The 18,438-nt window shown below is 44.5% G+C and carries 17 protein-coding genes; 3 read left to right on the forward strand and 14 right to left on the reverse strand.

The features are described 5' to 3' along the window. Positions 1-37: 37 nt before the first annotated feature. The 5 genes from urtE to urtA form a co-directional block, all read right to left on the reverse strand. Positions 38-727, reverse strand: coding sequence for an urea ABC transporter ATP-binding subunit UrtE (urtE, locus tag ACRRS0_RS22980; protein WP_432455266.1), 690 nt, complete (start codon positions 725-727; stop codon positions 38-40). Positions 728-738: 11 nt separating this feature from the next. Beyond that, a complete protein-coding gene (gene urtD / locus ACRRS0_RS22985) occupies positions 739-1,491 on the reverse strand; it encodes an urea ABC transporter ATP-binding protein UrtD (RefSeq protein ID WP_432455265.1) in 753 nt (250 codons plus the stop codon). Next, entirely contained in the window at positions 1,478-2,662 is a 1,185-nt protein-coding gene (gene urtC / locus ACRRS0_RS22990) for an urea ABC transporter permease subunit UrtC (RefSeq protein ID WP_432455264.1), read from the reverse strand. The genes urtD and urtC overlap by 14 nt, the downstream gene beginning before the upstream one ends. Before the next feature lie 11 nt (positions 2,663-2,673). Then, positions 2,674-3,600 (reverse strand): urea ABC transporter permease subunit UrtB, encoded by a 927-nt coding sequence (gene urtB, locus ACRRS0_RS22995; protein ID WP_432455263.1) that lies wholly within the window; start codon positions 3,598-3,600, stop codon positions 2,674-2,676. A gap of 63 nt (positions 3,601-3,663) precedes the next feature. Then, positions 3,664-4,926, reverse strand: a complete 1,263-nt coding sequence (gene urtA / locus ACRRS0_RS23000) for an urea ABC transporter substrate-binding protein (RefSeq protein WP_432455262.1) — start codon at positions 4,924-4,926, stop codon at positions 3,664-3,666. Between the two features lie 294 nt (positions 4,927-5,220). On the opposite strand from urtA, the gene ACRRS0_RS23005 reads away from it, so the two are divergent. Together ACRRS0_RS23005 and ACRRS0_RS23010 are read left to right on the forward strand one after the other, a co-directional pair. Then, positions 5,221-8,604: a hybrid sensor histidine kinase/response regulator gene (locus ACRRS0_RS23005; protein ID WP_432455261.1), complete on the forward strand. Its 3,384-nt coding sequence runs from the start codon at positions 5,221-5,223 to the stop codon at positions 8,602-8,604. Continuing rightward, complete coding sequence (locus ACRRS0_RS23010) at positions 8,601-9,509, forward strand: response regulator transcription factor (RefSeq protein ID WP_432455260.1); 909 nt, start codon at positions 8,601-8,603, stop codon at positions 9,507-9,509. The genes ACRRS0_RS23005 and ACRRS0_RS23010 overlap by 4 nt, the downstream gene beginning before the upstream one ends. 39 nt (positions 9,510-9,548) lie before the next feature. On the opposite strand, the gene ACRRS0_RS23015 is transcribed toward ACRRS0_RS23010, so the two are convergent. Further along, positions 9,549-10,334: a helix-turn-helix transcriptional regulator gene (locus ACRRS0_RS23015; RefSeq protein WP_432455259.1), complete on the reverse strand. Its 786-nt coding sequence runs from the start codon at positions 10,332-10,334 to the stop codon at positions 9,549-9,551. 96 nt (positions 10,335-10,430) lie between these two features. Here ACRRS0_RS23015 and ACRRS0_RS23020 point away from each other — a divergent pair, with 96 nt between their 5' ends. Further along, positions 10,431-11,642 carry an MFS transporter gene (locus ACRRS0_RS23020; protein ID WP_432455258.1) on the forward strand — a complete coding sequence of 404 codons (1,212 nt, stop codon included), beginning with the start codon at positions 10,431-10,433 and terminating at the stop codon, positions 11,640-11,642. A gap of 352 nt (positions 11,643-11,994) precedes the next feature. On the opposite strand, the gene mnmE is transcribed toward ACRRS0_RS23020, so the two are convergent. The 8 genes from mnmE to ACRRS0_RS23060 form a co-directional block, all read right to left on the reverse strand. Beyond that, positions 11,995-13,359: a tRNA uridine-5-carboxymethylaminomethyl(34) synthesis GTPase MnmE gene (mnmE, locus tag ACRRS0_RS23025; RefSeq protein ID WP_432455257.1), complete on the reverse strand. Its 1,365-nt coding sequence runs from the start codon at positions 13,357-13,359 to the stop codon at positions 11,995-11,997. Between the two features lie 97 nt (positions 13,360-13,456). Next, a complete protein-coding gene (gene yidC / locus ACRRS0_RS23030; RefSeq protein ID WP_432455256.1) occupies positions 13,457-15,094 on the reverse strand; it encodes a membrane protein insertase YidC in 1,638 nt (545 codons plus the stop codon). 7 nt (positions 15,095-15,101) lie between these two features. Beyond that, complete coding sequence (gene yidD / locus ACRRS0_RS23035) at positions 15,102-15,356, reverse strand: membrane protein insertion efficiency factor YidD (RefSeq protein ID WP_432455255.1); 255 nt, start codon at positions 15,354-15,356, stop codon at positions 15,102-15,104. After that, positions 15,317-15,634, reverse strand: coding sequence for a ribonuclease P protein component (rnpA, locus tag ACRRS0_RS23040; RefSeq protein ID WP_432456118.1), 318 nt, complete (start codon positions 15,632-15,634; stop codon positions 15,317-15,319). The genes yidD and rnpA overlap by 40 nt, the downstream gene beginning before the upstream one ends. A 49-nt stretch (positions 15,635-15,683) precedes the next feature. After that, entirely contained in the window at positions 15,684-15,818 is a 135-nt protein-coding gene (gene rpmH, locus ACRRS0_RS23045; protein WP_016400276.1) for a 50S ribosomal protein L34, read from the reverse strand. A gap of 218 nt (positions 15,819-16,036) precedes the next feature. Continuing rightward, complete coding sequence (locus tag ACRRS0_RS23050) at positions 16,037-16,783, reverse strand: amino acid ABC transporter ATP-binding protein (protein WP_432455254.1); 747 nt, start codon at positions 16,781-16,783, stop codon at positions 16,037-16,039. A gap of 1 nt (position 16,784) precedes the next feature. After that, complete coding sequence (locus ACRRS0_RS23055; protein WP_432455253.1) at positions 16,785-17,453, reverse strand: amino acid ABC transporter permease; 669 nt, start codon at positions 17,451-17,453, stop codon at positions 16,785-16,787. Then, positions 17,453-18,211, reverse strand: coding sequence for an amino acid ABC transporter substrate-binding protein (locus tag ACRRS0_RS23060; RefSeq protein WP_432455252.1), 759 nt, complete (start codon positions 18,209-18,211; stop codon positions 17,453-17,455). The genes ACRRS0_RS23055 and ACRRS0_RS23060 overlap by 1 nt, the downstream gene beginning before the upstream one ends. Between the last annotated feature and the right edge of the window lie 227 nt (positions 18,212-18,438).

Below are 18,438 nucleotides of genomic sequence, written 5' to 3' on the forward strand. Positions count from 1 at the left end.
GTTATTCTCCTTGAGTATCAATTTCCATGTATTGCCTTTACACCGACAAATAGGCGGCGACTTGGTTTTCATCTACTTCATCACGCTGAACGTCGTGAACGATTTTTCCTTTTTCGATAACTAAGATGCGATCCGCAACATCAAGGGCAAAGCTCAGTACCTGCTCCGAGACTACGATTGATAAGCCGCGTTGATCACGGATCTGTTTGAGGGTTTTAGCCATATCTTTAATGATTGAAGGTTGGATCCCTTCTGTCGGTTCATCCAATAGCAATACGCTGGGATTACTGGCTAAGGCGCGGGCTATCGCCAGTTGCTGTTGCTGTCCTCCTGATAAATTACCGCCGCGTCGATGGCGCATTTCCCATAACACCGGAAAGGTACTATAGAGGTCGTCCGGTACCCGTTTGGCATTGCTGGTGGTTAAACCCGTTTCGATATTCTCTTGTACCGTCATCGTGGAAAAAATCATTCGTCCCTGGGGCACAAAACCTAAACCAGCAGCCACTCGCTGGTGACTCTTTTTATGACACAGTTCTTTGCCAGCCAGCTTTAGCTGACCGCGGCGACTGGGGATGATTCCGATCAGTGATTTCATGAGGGTGGTTTTGCCCATACCATTACGGCCTAAAATAGCGACAATTTCATTCGCCTTGAGTGAAAAATTCAAATCGGATATCACTTCACTTTGGCCATAGGCAACGTGGTAATTAGTTAGCTCGAGCATGCTTGTTCTCCTTAATGTCCAAGGTAGACTTCAATAACTTTGGGATCATTTTTCACCCGCTGCATTGAGCCTTCCGATAAGACCTTGCCTTGGTGCAATACGGTGACTCGGTCAGCAATATCTTCGACAAATTGCATATCGTGTTCGATCACCAATACCGAACGATTCTTGGTGATGCTTTGCAGTAGCTCGGCAGTTTGTTTACGCTCGGCCACCGACATGCCAGCGACGGGTTCGTCGAGCATCAATAGTTCTGGATCTTGGATCAGCAACATGCCTATTTCTAACCATTGTTTTTGGCCATGGCTGAGTAAGTCGGCTTGCTGGTGGAGTTTGTCGCTGAGATATATCATTTCGGCAATTTCTGTAATTTTGTCTGTTACCGCTTGGTCTCGTTTAAAGGTTAATGCTCCCCATACATTGCGACCCCGTGGATAAGATATCTCTAAGTTTTCGAATACGCTGAGATCTTCATAGATGGAAGGATTTTGAAATTTGCGACCAACTCCTGCATGGACAATTTGATGCTCTTTCAATTTGGTTAACTCTTGTTGCTTAAATTTAATCGAGCCCTCGGTGGCTTTAGTTCTGCCACAGATTAAATCTAAAACGGTGGTTTTTCCGGCACCATTGGGGCCAATAATCACCCGAATTTCTTGCTCTTCTACATATAGCGATAGGTCATCGACAGCCTTAAATCCATCAAAGGAAACGCTGAGGCCTTCAACACTGAGAACAAAGTCTTTCTTATTAGGCTGAGACATTTCGACGCTCCTCTATATCTGTAGGCTCAGTGCTTGGCGGAGCAGGCTCAATCAACTCAAGTGCAACAGGTTGACCTTGACGAAAGCGGCTTAACCAAGGATGGATGTAACTTTGATAGAGTCCGGCTAAACCATCAGGAAAGGCTAACACCACGCCGATAAATAAAGCGCCCATGGCAAATAACCACAGCTCTGGGAAGGATTCAGAGAAAGTGGTTTTGGCTAAGTTCACTACAAGCGTGCCGTAAATAGCTCCCAGTAGTGATAAGCGTCCACCCACCGCACAGAAAATCACCATTTCAATCGAGGGCACAATGCCAACAAAGGAAGGCGACATAAAACCGACTTGAAGGGTGAACATGGCGCCACCAATTGCCGAGAAAGCCGCAGCGATACAGAAGATAAAAATTTTGAAATTAGCCACGTTATAACCAGAGAAACGAACTCGATCTTCTTTCTCTCGCATCGCAACCAGTAAGCGGCCCAACTTACAATTTTTGATGTATAAGGCGATAAATAAACACGCGAGTAACAAAGCTGCATTCACGAAATACAACAGGGTCTGTGCTGATTCACTGCGAATATCCCAAGTCAAAAATGTCCGTAGATCGGTGATCCCATTCACTCCGCCGGTATAACCCTGTTGGCCAATAATTAATATGCTGAGGATGGCGGCAATAGCCTGAGTGATAATCGCAAAATACACCCCACCGACGCGGCGGGTAAACATTGCAAGTCCAATGATAAAAGCAAATAACATCGGTACTGCAATTACGGCTAGCAGGGTAAAGCTTAAGCTGTGGAAGGGTTGCCAAAACCATGGCAATTCGGTGAGCTGGTTCCAATCCATAAAATCTGGAATACCCGGTGTAGATTGGATGGCCGTAGCTTCCGGGTTGGAGGCTTCTAGTTTTAAGAACATGGCCATGCAATAACCGCCTAAGCCAAAAAACACCCCTTGGCCAAGGCTTAAAATACCGCCACAACCCCAGCATAAAACTAGGCCCAGTGCGACAAAGGCATAGGTGAGGTATTTACCGACTAAATTTAACCGAAATGCATCTAAACATAGCGGTAAGATAATCAAGATAAGCGCAGCCAGTAGCAGGTATTGCCACCATGCGATACGGTTTCGATTGTGCTCGGTTTGAGCTTCTATTGGAGTGAACATGGTGACTCTCCCTAGCGACGAATTTTCAATGAAAACAGACCTTGGGGACGGAGCATCAGAATGCCAACCACGGTCAATAAGGTGAGAACTTTAGCCATCGAACCACTGAGGAAAAATTCCATGGTGGATTGGGCTTGAGAGATGGTAAATGCCGAAGCAACAGTGCCGAGCAGGCTGGAAGCGCCGCCAAATACCACCACTAGAAAGGTATCAACAATATACTGTTGTCCAGCGGTTGGGCCTGTCGATCCGACCATGGTGAAGGCTGAGCCAGCAATACCAGCAATACCGCAGCCTAGGGCAAAGGTATAACGATCCACTTTTTCGGTATTAATCCCGACGGCACCAGCCATGGCTCGGTTTTGGACTACGGCTCGGGTTTGCTTACCTAAAGATGATTTTTGCATTAGTAGGTAAACGCCAAAGGTAATCACGATAGTTAGACCCATTACGAAGATCCCATTAATCGGGACTTCGATGATGTCGGTAATGGCATAAGAGCCCATCAGCCAATCGGGTAGACTCACGCCGACTTCTCGGGCGCCGAATACGGTGCGATAAACTTGTTGTAGGATCAGGCTTAAGCCCCAGGTGGCAAGTAAGGTATCTAATGGGCGTTTGTATAAGTGGCGGATCATGGCCCATTCCACCAGCGCACCTAAGGCGGCTGTGCAAATAAAGGCGAACAGCATCGCGACCAAGAAATAGCCGTCGTATAGTCCGGGAAAATAGTGAGTAAACAGTTGCGAAGTTAAATAGGTGATATAGGCCCCTAGGATCATAAATTCGCCATGTGCCATATTAATCACACCCATTTGACCGAATATGATGGCAAGGCCTAAGGCCATAAGAACAAAAACAGAAAATAGAATTAGACCGGCAAATCCTTGCATAGCAAAAATAGCGGTGAGTTCTGCACTGGTATAATCGGCAAACATAGCAAATCCCTCGTGAACGCTTGCGAAAACAGAAGTTGGCCTGTTGACACAGGCCATGAGTTTTTACTGATAACCTTCAGGGAATGGATTGGGTTCAATCAGCTCATCGGTCTCATAAACGATGTCATACTGGCCATCTGCTTTGGCATGACCAATTCGGGTTTTTGACCAAAGGTGATGGTTAGGGTGAACTCGTACATAACCTTCTGGGGCGGTGGTAAGCTCGATCCCCGGTGAAGCTTCACGTACTTTATCGATATCGAAAGACCCTGCTTTTTCTACGGCGGCCTTCCATAACCAAGGGCCTAGATAAGCGGCTTGAGTCACATCGCCAATGACAATGTCATCTCCCCAGCGTTTTTTAAAGGCGGCAACAAATTGTTGGTTGTTTTGATTGGTGAGGCTTTGGAAGTATTTCATTGCGGCATAAGCGCCTTGAATGTTTTCACCGCCAATTCCCAGGATTTCATCTTCGGTTACTGAAATTGTGAGAACCAATGGTTTTTCCTTGGTCATATCGATCCCGGCGGCTTTCAATTGTTTGTAGAAAGCGACATTGGATCCACCCACAACGATGGCATAAATGACATCGGGTTTTTTCAGCTTAATTTTGTTTATCACTGAGTTAAATTGGGTATGACCGAGCGGATAGTACTCTTCGCCTACGACTTTTAGGCCGAGTTTTTCGATGTGTTTGCGGGCAATTTTGTTGGAAGTGCGTGGCCAGATATAGTCAGAACCGAGTAGGAAGAAGCTTTTCGCGCCCTTGGTTTTTGTTACCCAGTCAATTCCTGCGATAATTTGTTGTGTGGCTTCTTGGCCCGTATAAATGACATTGGGTGACTGCTCTAAACCCTCGTAAAAAGTCGGGTAGTAAAGCATGCCGTTATATTGCTCAAATACGGGTAATACAGCTTTACGTGAGGCTGATGTCCAGCAGCCAAATACAGCCGCCGCTTTGTCTCTTACCAGTAGTTTTTTAGATTTTTCAGCAAAGGTTGGCCAATCACTGGCTCCATCTTCTTGAATATATTCAATTTTTCTACCGAGTATGCCGCCCATGGCATTAATCTGTTCGATCGCGAGCATTTCAGCCTGAACCGATCCGGTTTCACTGATCGCCATAGTGCCGGTGACCGAATGTAAGATCCCAACTTTTACCGTGTCATCGGTCACGGCGAGTCCCGTGGTATTAATAACATCGGTAGCGGGGGTTGCCGCTAAGCTGAGCTGAGAAACCAGCATCGCTGCGGGCAGCGCCAGCATTCCCTTGAGTAGTTGGCGACGTAAGCGTGTACGTAGGCCTGTGTTGGTGGTTTTTTGCATAATTATATCCCTATATGTGGTGGATGCTTTACCGAGACTTGGCGGTAGAGCCATCATGCAAAACTTATTGCGGGAGGGTAATGAGCTAATCACCCTAGGCAACTACGTCATTTGACGCATGGTTAACCGGACGGCATCGGGTTAGGGTCAGAGTGACAGCCAAGGCGCAAATAATATTTATAGATAACATAATAACTTACTGATTTTGTTGATTATTTGAATATTAAAATAAGGTGTATAGGCTTGATTCGTGCTTAAAATAGAACTTAACCAAGTGCTTGGAGTTAGTCAGGGATGAAAGACCAGCATGTATTTAAGGTGAGGAGGAATTACAACCGTTGGGTCGCGAACCAAACCTTAGAAGATTATGCCTTACGTTTTACCGCGAAGCGGGCCCGTCAGTGGTCGGCGGCACGAGTTGCTAATACTGCCATTGGTGCGATCTCTTTCTTAGCTTTGGAAGCGATTGGTGGGGCGATAATGTTGAATTATGGCTTCACCAATGCCTTGGCCGCTATCATGATTGTTTCAGCGATTATCTTTTGCTGTGGCATTCCTATTTCTTATTACGCTGCCCGCTACGGGGTGGATATTGATTTACTGACCCGCGGCGCGGGTTTTGGTTATATTGGTTCAACCATTACTTCGCTAATTTATGCGTCATTTACCTTCATTTTTTTCGCCATAGAATCGGCCATTATGGCTTCGGCCTTGGACTTGCTGTTTGGGATCCCTGTGAGTTGGGGTTATCTGCTTTGTGCTGTGTTGGTGATTCCATTGGTGACGCATGGCATCACTTTTATCAGTCGCTTTCACCTATGGACTCAGCCTTTATGGATCGTGCTGCAACTGACCCCTTTTGTGTTTATTTTATGGAATGAATGGTCATCGGTAGACAGTTGGACTCACTACCGCGGCAGTCACCAGAAAGTTACCGATGATGGTTTTAGTTTGCATTTATTTGGTGCAGCGGCGGGGGTATTGTTCTCGTTAATGGGGCAAATTGGTGAGCAAGTCGATTTTCTACGTTTTATGCCAGAAAAAACCAAGCGTAAACCTTTTTATTGGTGGTTCGCCTTGATTAGTGCGGGGCCGGGTTGGGTGATCATTGGCGCGATTAAAGTTTTAATGGGGACTTTTTTGGTGGTGTTGGCGCTTGATGCACAGGTTGACCCCCGAGTGGCCGATGATCCGATCCAGATGTATCAGGTTGCCTTCTCTTATGTGAGTTCTCAGCCTTTGGTTGCGCTGTCTTTGGCGGGCATTTTTGTGATTGTTTGCCAGCTGAAGATTAATGTGACAAACGCTTATGCTGGCTCTATTGCTTGGTCTAACTTTTTTTCTCGTTTAACCCATAGTCATCCGGGACGGGTGGTTTGGTTGGTTTTTAATGTGATAATTGCGCTGTTGATCATGGAGTTGGGTATTTATGCGGCGATAGAAGATACGCTTGGGATTTATTCGAATATGGCGGTAGCTTGGGTTGGCGCTTTGGTTGCCGATTTAGTGATTAATAAACCGCTTGGTTTAAGTCCTAAATACATTGAGTTTAAACGAGCCCATCTCTATGACATTAACCCGGTGGGAGTTGGGTCGATGTTACTGGCATCGTTGATTGGTATTTATTGTTATAGTGGAAACTTAGGCGCTTTGGCTCAATCCTTATCGCCATTTATAGGTTTAAGCGTGGCTTTTGTTTGTTCTCCGCTCATTGCTATCTTAACCAAAGGACGTTATTACCTCGCTCGCGAACCCAATTTGGTCGCGCTTAAACAAACCGATTGTACCGTTTGCCAAAATAATTTCGAACCGGAAGATCTCGCTTTCTGCCCTGCCTACGGGGGCGCGATATGTTCATTATGCTGCACCCTTGATGCGCGTTGTCATGACCAATGTAAAAGCAATGCTCGTTTCGCTCAGCAACTAAGCCAGTTTGTGGCCTTAGTTTTACCTAAGTCGGTATCTTCGTTAATGAATACTCGTTTATTACATTTTTCGGGCTTGATGTTTTTGATTGCATCCTTGGTCGCGGGTTTATTCTATTTGGTGTACTTACGGATCCCCAGTGATGATATGACGACTCAGTTGGTGGTGTCGGGAACTCTGAGTCAGGTGTTTTTTCTATTGATGATCATTGTTGGGGTATTGGTTTGGTTATTTGTGTTAGCCAACGACAGTCGTCAATTTGCCTTAGATGAATCAAAACGCCAGACGCAACTGTTAAGCCGAGAAATTGCCGCTCACGAAGCCACCGATCTGGCTTTACAGCAAGCCAAAGAAACTGCCGAGTCGGCCAATCAGGCGAAGAGTCGCTACTTAACCAGTATTAGTCATGAGCTAAGGACACCACTCAACTCAATCCTCGGTTATGCTCAACTATTAGAAAATAGCCATGATTTAGCCAAGCCCTATCTTAGTAAGGTGGCTTTGATTAAACGAAGTGGTGAACATCTTGCCGATATCATCGAAGGTTTATTAGATATTTCAAGAATAGAAGCGGGGCGGTTAGAACTACATCGAGATCAGGTTGCGATTGCCGATTTACTGGATGATTTGGTGGCAATGTTTAGTTTACAGGCGAAAGAGAAAGGGATTGAGTTTTACTATCATCCTAGCCGCTATTTACCAAAATGGGTGACCTCCGATGAAACCCATTTACGACAAATCTTAATTAATTTGTTATCCAATGCCGTCAAGTTTACCGCTCAAGGTTCGGTATCATTTGCAGTACGTTATCGAAACCAAGTGGCCGAATTTACCATTAGTGATACCGGCTTTGGGATTGATGAGCAAGATCTTGAACGTATCTTTCGTCCTTTTGAGAGGGGACGTAAGCCGGGACAGGCCCATAGTCCGGGCACTGGCTTGGGTTTAACTATCACTCAACTATTGACCGATATTATGGGCGGAGATCTCAATGTAAGTAGCAAGGCTCAGCAAGGCAGTGTTTTTAAACTGAGTTTGATGTTATCTAGTATCGATAGCCCAGTGCGACCGCTACTCAGGCCTCGAAAAATCGCTGCCATTGAAGGTGAAAGTAAAACGGTGATGGTGGTGGATGATGATGCCAATCATCGCGGCTTAGTGGTCGAAATTCTCAGTCCTTTGGGGTTTGTTGTTTTAGAAGCGGTTGACCCTTATGCCTGCCTCAATCATCTTGGTCATGCTTATATCGACTTATATTTATTAGATATTTCGATGCCGGGTATGAATGGTTGGCAGTTATTACAGCGCTTGCGAGACCGAGCTATCACTACGCCAGTGATTATGGTCTCTGCTGATGCCACCGAAACGCTACCCAGTGAGTATATTGATAGAGCGGATAAGCTTGCCCTATATAATGGCTATTTAGCGAAGCCACTTCGTGACTATTTGCTGTTAGACAAAATAGCGGAAATACTCAATCTTCAATGGCGCTATGCCACGTCGCAGCCAGCTCATGTGATAGCGCCGCCTGCGGTTCCCGTGCAACAAGCGATAGCTTCGGCAAGCGTTGAGCCCTTAAAACAAATTGTCGATATGGCCCAGCTTGGTTTTGTGCAGGGTATTGAAGAGTTGCTGATTAGCTTAGACAAACAACAACAAGATAGTGCTTTGGTTCGCTCGTTAAGGGCCGAATTGGCGAACTATCAGTTTTCTAATATTCAACTTATTTGTAAAAAGGCACTGGCACAATGAGTCGCGAGGAGTCAAAAGGAATTATCTTGGTGGTCGATGATGCTACCGAGTCTTTAGCTATGTTAAATACAGCCTTAGTCAGCCAAGGGTATACGGTGCTGGTTGCTATGGATGGATTACAGGCTTTAAATATTGCTGCCCGAATGGTACCAGATGTGGTGTTAATGGATGCCCTTATGCCCAATATGGATGGCTTTGAAGCATGCTTGTTATTAAAACAAAATAAACAGTTAAGTGATGTGCCAGTGATTTTTATGACTGGTTTAAGTGACAGTGAATCGGTGGTAAAGGGGCTGGAATCTGGCGGTGTTGATTATATTCAAAAACCAATTAAGTTAGAGGAGTTATTCGCACGAATTAAAGTTCATCTGGGGAATTCGCGTTTAACTCGCAGTGCCCATAGTGTATTAGAAGAGATCGCTCAGGCGACATTTACTTTTAATTTGAATAGCCATATTGTTTGGGCCAGCTCTAAGGCGAAGGATTTATTACAAAGTGCAGGGATTACTGCTAGTCTTGAATCGCCAAAACTTAATCAACAGTTAGCGGACTGGTTATCATCGATGCCTGATAAACATAGTTTGTTGACGATTCATCAGTTAAATATGTCATTAAAAGTTAGGTATTTAGGTGAGTCTGCACCAGGTGAGCACTTACTACGGATTATCAATGATGATGACGTGAGTGTGCGAGAGTCATTGCGTCAGCGTTTTAAGTTAACCGAGCGAGAATCTGAAGTATTGCTTTGGTTAACCAGAGGCAAGACCAATCGAGAAATCGCGCAGATTTTGTCGATGAGCCCGCGTACGGTTAACAAACACTTAGAGCCAATATTTCAAAAGTTAGCCGTTGAAAATCGCACCACCGCCGCTGCGATTTGTCTTGAATACTTGAATCAGCGTTAACTGGTTTTTTAGGTTTTGCAGATCAAATCGAACAATAATTTAATCTTTTCGAGCATATACAACTAAGCGGAGGTGGCGGTCAGCATCGACGGTCATTGATGTGTGTTCAAATGCGATATTCTGCTCGTTAATTGTAAATGTCTTCGTTCCATGGCAGGGAGCATGAACGTCATGCCTGTTCCACCATTCTCTAAAGTCAGGTGATGTTTTCTGCAAATTTGTCACTAGAGCTTGAATATCTGATTCTTGGGTAGCAAGGGCGTAATCCCGTCTAAAGCTAGAAAGCATCTGTATGGCTTGATTTTTCCAGTTGTGTAACCGTTCTCTTAGGCTTGCGTCAGTAAATAGCATCCACAATAAGTTGCGCTGGTTTGCTGGATGGCTATCAAAGCCAAAAAGTTGGTCGGCTGGAGAGTTAAAAGCCAATACGTCCCAGCGTAAGTTGAGCACAAATGCGCCATGAGGAGATAAATCGTTCATTAGTCTTAGAATCAAAGGTTGCACTTGGCAAAACGTTTTTCCTGGTTCGGCTGGAAGCCGATTATGAGCGAGCAAAAATAAGTGCCTACGTTCTGCAGCGTCTAGTTTTAGTGTTTTCGCTAGATTATCTAGAAAAGTGGATGAAGCTTGGATGTCTCTGCCTTGCTCAAGCCATGTGTACCATGTGAGGCCAACTCCTGAAAGGGCTGCGACTTCTTCTCGTCTTAGTCCTGGTGTACGTCGGCGTCCTCCAGTTGGTAAACCAAGATCTGCTGGAGAAAGGCGTTCCCTACGAGTTTTTAGAAATGTTGCTAGTTCTTCGCGAGTTCGTTCTAGTTTGCTCATCAGTACTCTATTAGCTTAAGTAATACTATAAATGGTTAAATTGTAACACCATAAATGGGTGGGTAATATGGTGTTTTCTATTTAGAGAGACTAAAAATGAGCTTTGATCGCTTAGAGTGTGTGCAAAAATCTACTTCTGTTACAAAGTGTTATTCAAATTCACTAAGCATCTATTTGATTGCTCTAGGCGCTTTTTCTTTAGGTATGGCTTCTTACGTAACAGCAGGACTCATCCCATTAATTGAGCAGGATTTTAAAGTATCGGTCAGCTTTGCTGCTCAGTTAGTTACAGTCTTTACATTGGCTTATGGGATTGGTTCTCCAGTCATTGTTGCTTTGTTACCGACCAATCGCCAGAAAAGTGGAATTTTGGCAGCATTAGGATTATTTGTGCTCGCCAATGCAGCCAGTGCACTTGCCACAGATTTTATATGGTTAGTGGTATTTAGAGCTCTCGCTGGCATTGGTTCGGGGGTTTATCTTTCAATCGGTATAGCTACTGCTGCGTCTCTATCCCCTCATCGTAGAGGTAAAGCGATTGCATTAGTTATGGGCGGAATGGCTGCTGGGACTGTCCTTGGAGTACCTGTGGGACTTGTTTTAGCGGAAAATATGGGATGGCCTATCGCTTTTGGCTTAGTCACCATACTTGGATTAACAGCGTTGCTTGGATTGATTCTATGGTTGCCTGAATTACCTAATTATGACTCCGTGCCCTTACGCAAGAAGTTGTCATTGTTCGTTGACCGCCAAGTAACCGTAATCTTGGCTGTATCATTGTTTGCTGCTATCTCAAGTCTTGGTATGTATACATTTCTTGCTCCTCTTATGTTGTCAGTGGAATATAGTGGGGTACATTCTATTACCCCTTTTCTATGGATCTGGGGCCTTGGTGGTATCGCCGGGAGTTTCTTGGTTGGGCCATTAACTGAGCGCATTCACAACTCGCTCATGACCTTATCGATTATGTTAATTTTAGGAGCATCATTAATCATGCTCCCATTTATCGTAGCTTGGAGTGTTTGGTTGGCAATGGTGCCTATAGCCGTATGGGGGGCGGTTGGTTGGGCTTTACAGGTCCCACAAAATAATCAGTTGTTACATGTTCGAGATAATTATGGTGATGGTCATCTTGCTGTTGCGCTGAATGAATCTGCTCTTTATTTAGGTAGCGCTATTGGTGCTGCTGTTGGTGGCGTTATTTTAACATTATCATTACCCATGTGGGTATTACCTGTTGGCGCTGGAATTGTTGCTGTCGTTGGTGCTTTGTTGCAATTGGTTCAAATGCATCAAAATCGTCGTTAGTTTTGACATTATCTATGTCGTTCTTGGGCGAGTTTTTAAGATAGATTTGAATCCAAAGAGTTTAACTCTTCAAGAATGACTTTGATGTTCACTTAGCGGCAATAAACTATTGGTTTTTTTAGCTCTTAGTTATGTCCGCTCTGATTGACTCTATTTTATTGTACTCGTGTTCTAAAGTATTTTGGTATGCCGATTTTCATCGGCTTTTTTTACCTTGTGCGACAGATGTGCTCCAAATTTATCTTCGGAGTAGATACGGAGCAAGAATCGACAACATCCATCAAATTACTTCCCACCAAATAAAACAAAATTATTTTAAAATCATAATGTTGTTTTGATGCGTTTTACTCTTTTACTTGCCAATACAGAAGCTGCTGAAAATACGACTGAGTAAATCGTCGGAGCTAAATGCCCCGGTGATTTCGCTCAGTTGTTGCTGAGCGAGTCGTAACTCTTCAGCAAGCAATTCTCCGGCATGATAGATCTCGAGTTGGGTCTTACCATTGTCTAAATGTTCTGCGGCGTGTTGAATGGCATTAAGATGGCGACGGCGCGCCATAAAGTTACCTTCGCTACTGCCCTGAAAGCCCATACACTGTTTTAAGTGTTCTTTTAGGGTAGATAAGCCCAGTTCTGTTTTGGCCGAGAGTTTATAAACCGGGTGGCCGTGATCCATCACTACATTGAGATCTTCACCGGTAATATCAGCCTTGTTACGGACCACAGTCATGCCAATATTTGCCGGTAATTTGGCTACAAACTCTGGCCATATTTTTATGGGGTCAAGTTCGGCGGTGGTTGTGCCGTCCACCATAAACAATACCCGATCAGCATTATTGATTTCTTCCCAGGCGCGTTCGATACCAATTGTTTCGACCACATCTGCATCTTCACGCAGGCCTGCGGTATCGATGATATGTAGCGGCATGCCATCAATATGGATGTGCTCCCGCAATACATCTCGGGTGGTGCCTGCTATTTCGGTCACAATAGCGGCTTGTTTGCCAGCTAAGGCATTGAGTAGACTTGATTTACCAGCATTAGGACGCCCAGCTATTACTACTCGCATTCCATCTCGTAGTAGTGAACCCTGGCGCGCCTGAGTTTGTACTTCGGCTAGTTCATCGATGATGGCGTTGAGGTCTTTTTGTACTTTACCGTCACTCAAAAAATCGATTTCTTCTTCGGGAAAGTCGATGGCGGCTTCCACATAGATCCGCAGGTGGGTGACACTTTCAACGAGCTGGTGGATCTTATTAGAGAATTCTCCCTGCAGGGATAGCAAGGCGCTTTTGGCGGCTTGTTCGCTGGTGGCTTCAATTAAGTCGGCTATCGCTTCGGCTTGTGCTAGATCCAATTTATCGTTGAGAAAGGCTCGCTCACTAAATTCACCTGGACGCGCTAGACGGATACCATCAATTTGGCAAATTTCACGGATCAACATATCGATGACAACCGGCCCACCATGACCTTGCAGTTCTAGGATATCTTCACCAGTAAAAGAGTGAGGCCCTTTAAAATACAAAGCAATGCCTTGGTCTAAGGTTTCACCTTGCAGGTTTTTAAACGCGAGGTAGTCGGCATAGCGGGGTTGAGGGCACTTACCTAACAGGGTCTGTGCCACCTGTTCCGATAGGGGACCGGACACTCGAATAATGCCGACTCCACCGCGACCCGGTGCTGTTGCTTGGGCGACAATAGTCTCATTTGATTGCATGCGGTTTTCTCTTTAAAAATCGAACTTAACTGGGCGCAAAAAAAAGCCACCCAGCTCACGCTGAATGGCATTTTAGCATTGATACCAAACTTTGTGTTTAGCGTTTATGCAAACCGTTTTTCTCTAGGTTACGGTAGATCAGAGTTTGCTGAATTAGCGTGACCACGTTACTCATTAACCAGTAAAGTACTAGACCTGCTGGGAACCACAGGAAGAAGACGGTAAAGATAACCGGCATAAACTGCATGACTTTGGCTTGCATCGGATCGCTCACCGCGGTAGGTGACATTTTTTGGATGAAGAACATGCTTACCCCCATCAATATCGGCAAGATGTAGAATGGGTCTTGTACCGATAAATCGGTGATCCAGCCAAAGAATGGAGCATGGCGTAGTTCAACGTTTTCCATCAGAGACCAATACAAAGAAATGAAGATTGGCATTTGCAGTAAGATTGGGAAACAGCCCCCGAGCGGATTGACCTTTTCCTTCTTGTATAATTCCATCATGCCTTGCGACATTTTCTGACGGTCGTCACCGAATTTTTCGCGTAGTTCAGCCATCTTCGGTTGCAGTAAACGCATTTTTGCCATCGAAGTGTATTGCGCTTTGGTGAGCGGATACATAATGCCTTTTACGGTGAAGGTGATCAGGATAATCGCGATCCCCCAGTTACCAACAAAGCTATGGAAGAAGGTTAATAACTTGGAAAGCGGTTGGGCAATAAACCATAACAAACCGTAATCGACGGTTAAGTCTAAATGTTGCGCCGCATCGGCCATTTCAGTTTGTAGTTTTGGTCCGACCCATAAGGCGGTATCAAACTGTGTGGTTTGCTTGGGGGCGACAGTTTGCTGTGGCGCTTTGAATCCCATGAATACAAAACCGTTGCTTGCGCGAGAATATAACTGGTTATTTTGCTCTGGGTTACCTAACCAAGCACTCACAAAGTAGTGTTGCATCATCGCAATCCAACCACCTTGGGTTGAAATGTTAAGATTGTTTTTCTTAATGTCTTTGATGCTGTACTTGGAGTAGCGAGTCGATTCGCTAGAATACGCGCCGCCATGGTAAACCGGCATCACCATGTTGGTTGTATGCTCTTCTTCGGTTTGTTTTAGCTGGGTATATAGCTGTAAATTGAGGTTTGAGGCACTGTTGTTAGTGACATCATAATGAACGTCTATTTTGTAGCTGCCGCGGTTCAAGGTAAAGATTTTATGGTAGCTGTTACCATCGGCGTCTTTATAGCTAAGCGTGACAGTGAGTTGGTCGCTACCGTCCTCTAAGCTAAAATTGTCGCTAGAGACTGAATAAATCGGACGTCCTTTGGGGTTCGCATCTGGCCCATTAGCACCGATTAAGCCACTTTGTGCTACATAGGTGAAGTCAGCATTGTCTTCAAGTAAAATGAAGGGGTCGCTAGCATCTTCAGTAATTGGGTAGGCGAGTAATTCAGCACTTACCACATCACCGCCTTGAGCGCTGATTTTAAGTTTTAATACGTCGGTGGTTACAGTGATTAACTGGCCTGTAGCAGAGGCCTTGGTTAAGTCTGAATCGTCTTGATGTGCCGCGCTTGGGGGTACATCACCATTTGCATTAGTCGCTGCTGCTGGAGCGGTATTGGTTGCCACGACAACGGGTTGTGGGCCGTAGTCTTTTTGCCATTGCTGATAGATAAGAAAACTTACAAACAGCAACCCAATTAGTAGTAAATTGCGTTGAGATTCCATAATTTAGTTAATCACTATTAGTTTTTTTTGAACCGGGAACGGGATCATACCCGCCAGGATGTAGTGGATGGCATTTTAATAGACGTTGGCTCGCTAACCAACAACCTTTTATCACACCATGCAAATTAATTGCTTCAATCGCGTAATCTGAACACGTTGGCGTAAACCTACAGCGCGGGCCAAGTAGTGGACTTATCACATATTGATAAGCCTTAATCGGCATTATTGCGATGATTCGCAACGGCGCTTTAGTCTTCGCCATGATTTCTCCAGGATCTTGCTCAGTTCTTGATTACTTAAGTCTGAAATACCGTTCTTAGAAATAATCACTATATCTATAGCGGGTAGGTCATGTTGATGTAGACGGAAGCTTTCTCTTGCTAAACGCTTAATTCGATTTCGGCCGACGGCAAGTTTGATGCTTTTTTTAGAAACAGCTAAACCTAAACGGGGATGAGAAAGAGAATTATTTTTGGCAAGGATAGTGAGTTGAGGAGTACCCACACGAACGGGGTTGGAGAATACGTGTTTGAAGTGCATGGGAGTTAACAAACGTAACTCCCTGCCGAACGAATGTCTTAGCACGTAATTATGCAGACAAACTTGCGCGACCTTTGGCACGACGACGGGCCAAAACTTGGCGACCGTTTTTAGTTGCCATGCGAGCGCGGAAACCGTGGCTACGCTTACGTTTTAGTACGCTTGGTTGAAAAGTACGTTTCATAGTTATTACTCTTGCTAGCTAGTTTTTTACTGTACAGTCGGTGCAATTTAACCAAAACGGTTGGCGCACCGGGTAAAAAAGAGGCGAAATTCTAATCATTCACCCCTTCTAAGTCAAACGAAATATCGCTTAATCGTAGAGACTCTACTTAAAAAGATCTTTTGGATCCTGCGCGGCATTATAGTACCGCTATATATAGGTGCAACAGTTGTTATTGTTTAGTCGCCAGTATGTTTGGCGATACGAGATATAAACTGTTGAGTTCTTGGGTCTTTTGCCTTGGTAAATAGCTGTTCTGGAGTGCCCTGCTCAATTATTTCACCGTCACTCATAAACACAATTCGATCCGCGACTTCTCGAGCAAATGACATTTCATGGGTTACAATCACCATCGTTTGCTGCTGTTTGGCAAGTTGCTTTATTAAAGCTAATACTTCAGCGACCCACTCGGGGTCTAAGGCTGAAGTGGGTTCATCAAATAAAATCGCTTTACTTTGGGTGGCCATGGCGCGACCGATACCAACGCGCTGTTGTTGCCCACCCGATAATTGGCTTGGATAGTGATCGACTTTGTCTGCTAAACCTATATCTTTCAATATTGCACTGGCGCTCTCATAGGCTTGCTGTTTACTTTGTTGCCAAACCGTAATCAGAGGCTCTGCGATATTTTGCAGGGCCGTTAAATTGGCAAACAATGAATAGTTTTGGAATACAAAAGAGAGCTTACGCCTTAGCGCTAGAATTTCTTTAGCTGAGGTATGCGCTGCATTCACCATAAGTTGGTCGACTTGAATACTGCCTTGATCGGGATGTTCCAGAAAGTTGATACAGCGTAATAAAGTCGATTTACCAGTTCCTGATGGTCCGATGATCGCTACAACTTCACCTTCATTTATCTGAAGATCAACGTTTTTTAACACCATCTTGCCATTAAATGCTTTACTGATTTTATTGACTTTAATCATCTTAATAAGCCTTGGCTAAACGGTTTTCTGCGAGGGTTTGTAGTTGGGTAAACAGGGCTACGACGGCCCAGTAAATTAATGCTACGGCGAGGAATGACTCAAAGAACTTAAAGCTACTAGAGGCTTCCATTTGTGCTTTTGCCATAATTTCGGCAACACCTAAGGTGAAAGCTAAGGAGGTGCTTTTAATCATATCGATGAAGTAGTTCATCAAGGAGGGTAATGCGGTGCGCAGAGCCTGAGGCAGTATCACGCGTTTTAAAGCTTGAAGTCGCGTCATACCGAAAGCGTAACTGGCATCCCATTGGCTTTTGTCAACGGAGTTTATCGCAGCTCGTATACTTTCCGCCATATAGGAAGAAAAGTGCAGGCTTAAGCCGATTACCGAAGCGCTAAACGCATCCAGACCGATCATGATGGGGAACACCTGGGGTAGGCCATAATACAAGATAAATAGCTGAACTAATAATGGCGTACCTCGGAAAAACGAGATGAAAACAACCGCTAGTGAATTTAATAGCGGTAGTTTAAAGATCCTCACTAGCGCTAGAGCTAAGGCCAGTATTAAGGCAAACACGGCTGCAATTGCAGCCATTTCCATGGTGGTAGCCAAATACTTAAAGAGAATTGGCATTAGCTCCAGCATGTAGTTGAAGTCAAATTGAGACATTATTTGGTGATGTCCCCATCAAACCATTTTTCGGAGATGGCGCTTAGGCTGCCATCTTGTCGCATTTCGGCTAGGCTCGCGTTTACTTTCGTTTGTAGAGCCTTGCCAGCTGCGTTGTTGATAAACGGTAGTGCATTTTGGATGGTTTCGAAGGGTTGACCAGCCAATGCCAGAGGAAGACCTGATTTTTTAATCAGAGCTAAAGACGATACTCGGTCCATTACAAATGCGTCAGAACGGCCAAGTGCGACATCTTGTTCAATGCCGGTATCGTAAGTAACGATGTTTATTTGTTGGGCGCTGTCGTGCTTTCTTAATAATTGCTCAAAATTGGACCCTAAATTGACGGCGACCTTTTTGCCCTTAAGATCGTTAATACCACTTATTTCGCTGTTGCCCTTGCGCACCACAATTTGTGCGCCATCAATAACATAGGGCTGCGAGAACAAATATTTAGCTTTGCGCTCATCGGTGATGGTGATTTGGTTGGCAATCGTGTCGACCCGTCCGGTTTCTAACATCCCAAATAAGCCAGAGAAATTAGCGGTAACATATTCGACTTGCCAATCGTTACGCTTGGCAAGCTCATTCCACAAGTCCACTTCGAAGCCTTGTAACTTATCTTGCTTGACAAAAGTGAAAGGAAAGTAGCGTCCAGACATGCCAACTTTTACGGTTTCTTGAGCAAATACCGACCAAGAACTAAGGCTGATGAGTAGTACACTAATTAGCCAAGAAGATTTATTGAGTATTTTCATTTGTATTTATCTATGTTTTGTTTTTGCTGTGGATAAAAATACTACTTCAGTTCAAAATTACATACAAATACGCTGTAGTTATAATAAATAACGAAGCAGATATATACCGGATCCTATTTTATTCACATATTTGTTATCTGCTTGTGAATAATTCATAAGAAACCTAGAGTTTAAGCGGCTTCCGTTATAAAATAGACGGTCTTTTTGGTGATAACGCGGGGTCGCGA

Source organism: Agarivorans sp. QJM3NY_29 (genome assembly GCF_050870835.2).
Lineage (GTDB): Bacteria > Pseudomonadota > Gammaproteobacteria > Enterobacterales > Celerinatantimonadaceae > Agarivorans.

Coding starts and splice junctions, on each gene's coding strand:
- urtE (WP_432455266.1), bottom strand. CDS start 727: ATGCTCGAGCTAACTAATTACCACGTTGCCTATGGCCAAAGTGAAGTG.
- urtD (WP_432455265.1), bottom strand. CDS start 1,491: ATGTCTCAGCCTAATAAGAAAGACTTTGTTCTCAGTGTTGAAGGCCTC.
- urtC (WP_432455264.1), bottom strand. CDS start 2,662: ATGTTCACTCCAATAGAAGCTCAAACCGAGCACAATCGAAACCGTATC.
- urtB (WP_432455263.1), bottom strand. CDS start 3,600: ATGTTTGCCGATTATACCAGTGCAGAACTCACCGCTATTTTTGCTATG.
- urtA (WP_432455262.1), bottom strand. CDS start 4,926: ATGCAAAAAACCACCAACACAGGCCTACGTACACGCTTACGTCGCCAA.
- ACRRS0_RS23005 (WP_432455261.1), top strand. CDS start 5,221: ATGAAAGACCAGCATGTATTTAAGGTGAGGAGGAATTACAACCGTTGG.
- ACRRS0_RS23010 (WP_432455260.1), top strand. CDS start 8,601: ATGAGTCGCGAGGAGTCAAAAGGAATTATCTTGGTGGTCGATGATGCT.
- ACRRS0_RS23015 (WP_432455259.1), bottom strand. CDS start 10,334: ATGAGCAAACTAGAACGAACTCGCGAAGAACTAGCAACATTTCTAAAA.
- ACRRS0_RS23020 (WP_432455258.1), top strand. CDS start 10,431: ATGAGCTTTGATCGCTTAGAGTGTGTGCAAAAATCTACTTCTGTTACA.
- mnmE (WP_432455257.1), bottom strand. CDS start 13,359: ATGCAATCAAATGAGACTATTGTCGCCCAAGCAACAGCACCGGGTCGC.
- yidC (WP_432455256.1), bottom strand. CDS start 15,094: ATGGAATCTCAACGCAATTTACTACTAATTGGGTTGCTGTTTGTAAGT.
- yidD (WP_432455255.1), bottom strand. CDS start 15,356: ATGGCGAAGACTAAAGCGCCGTTGCGAATCATCGCAATAATGCCGATT.
- rnpA (WP_432456118.1), bottom strand. CDS start 15,634: ATGCACTTCAAACACGTATTCTCCAACCCCGTTCGTGTGGGTACTCCT.
- rpmH (WP_016400276.1), bottom strand. CDS start 15,818: ATGAAACGTACTTTTCAACCAAGCGTACTAAAACGTAAGCGTAGCCAC.
- ACRRS0_RS23050 (WP_432455254.1), bottom strand. CDS start 16,783: ATGATTAAAGTCAATAAAATCAGTAAAGCATTTAATGGCAAGATGGTG.
- ACRRS0_RS23055 (WP_432455253.1), bottom strand. CDS start 17,453: ATGTCTCAATTTGACTTCAACTACATGCTGGAGCTAATGCCAATTCTC.
- ACRRS0_RS23060 (WP_432455252.1), bottom strand. CDS start 18,211: ATGAAAATACTCAATAAATCTTCTTGGCTAATTAGTGTACTACTCATC.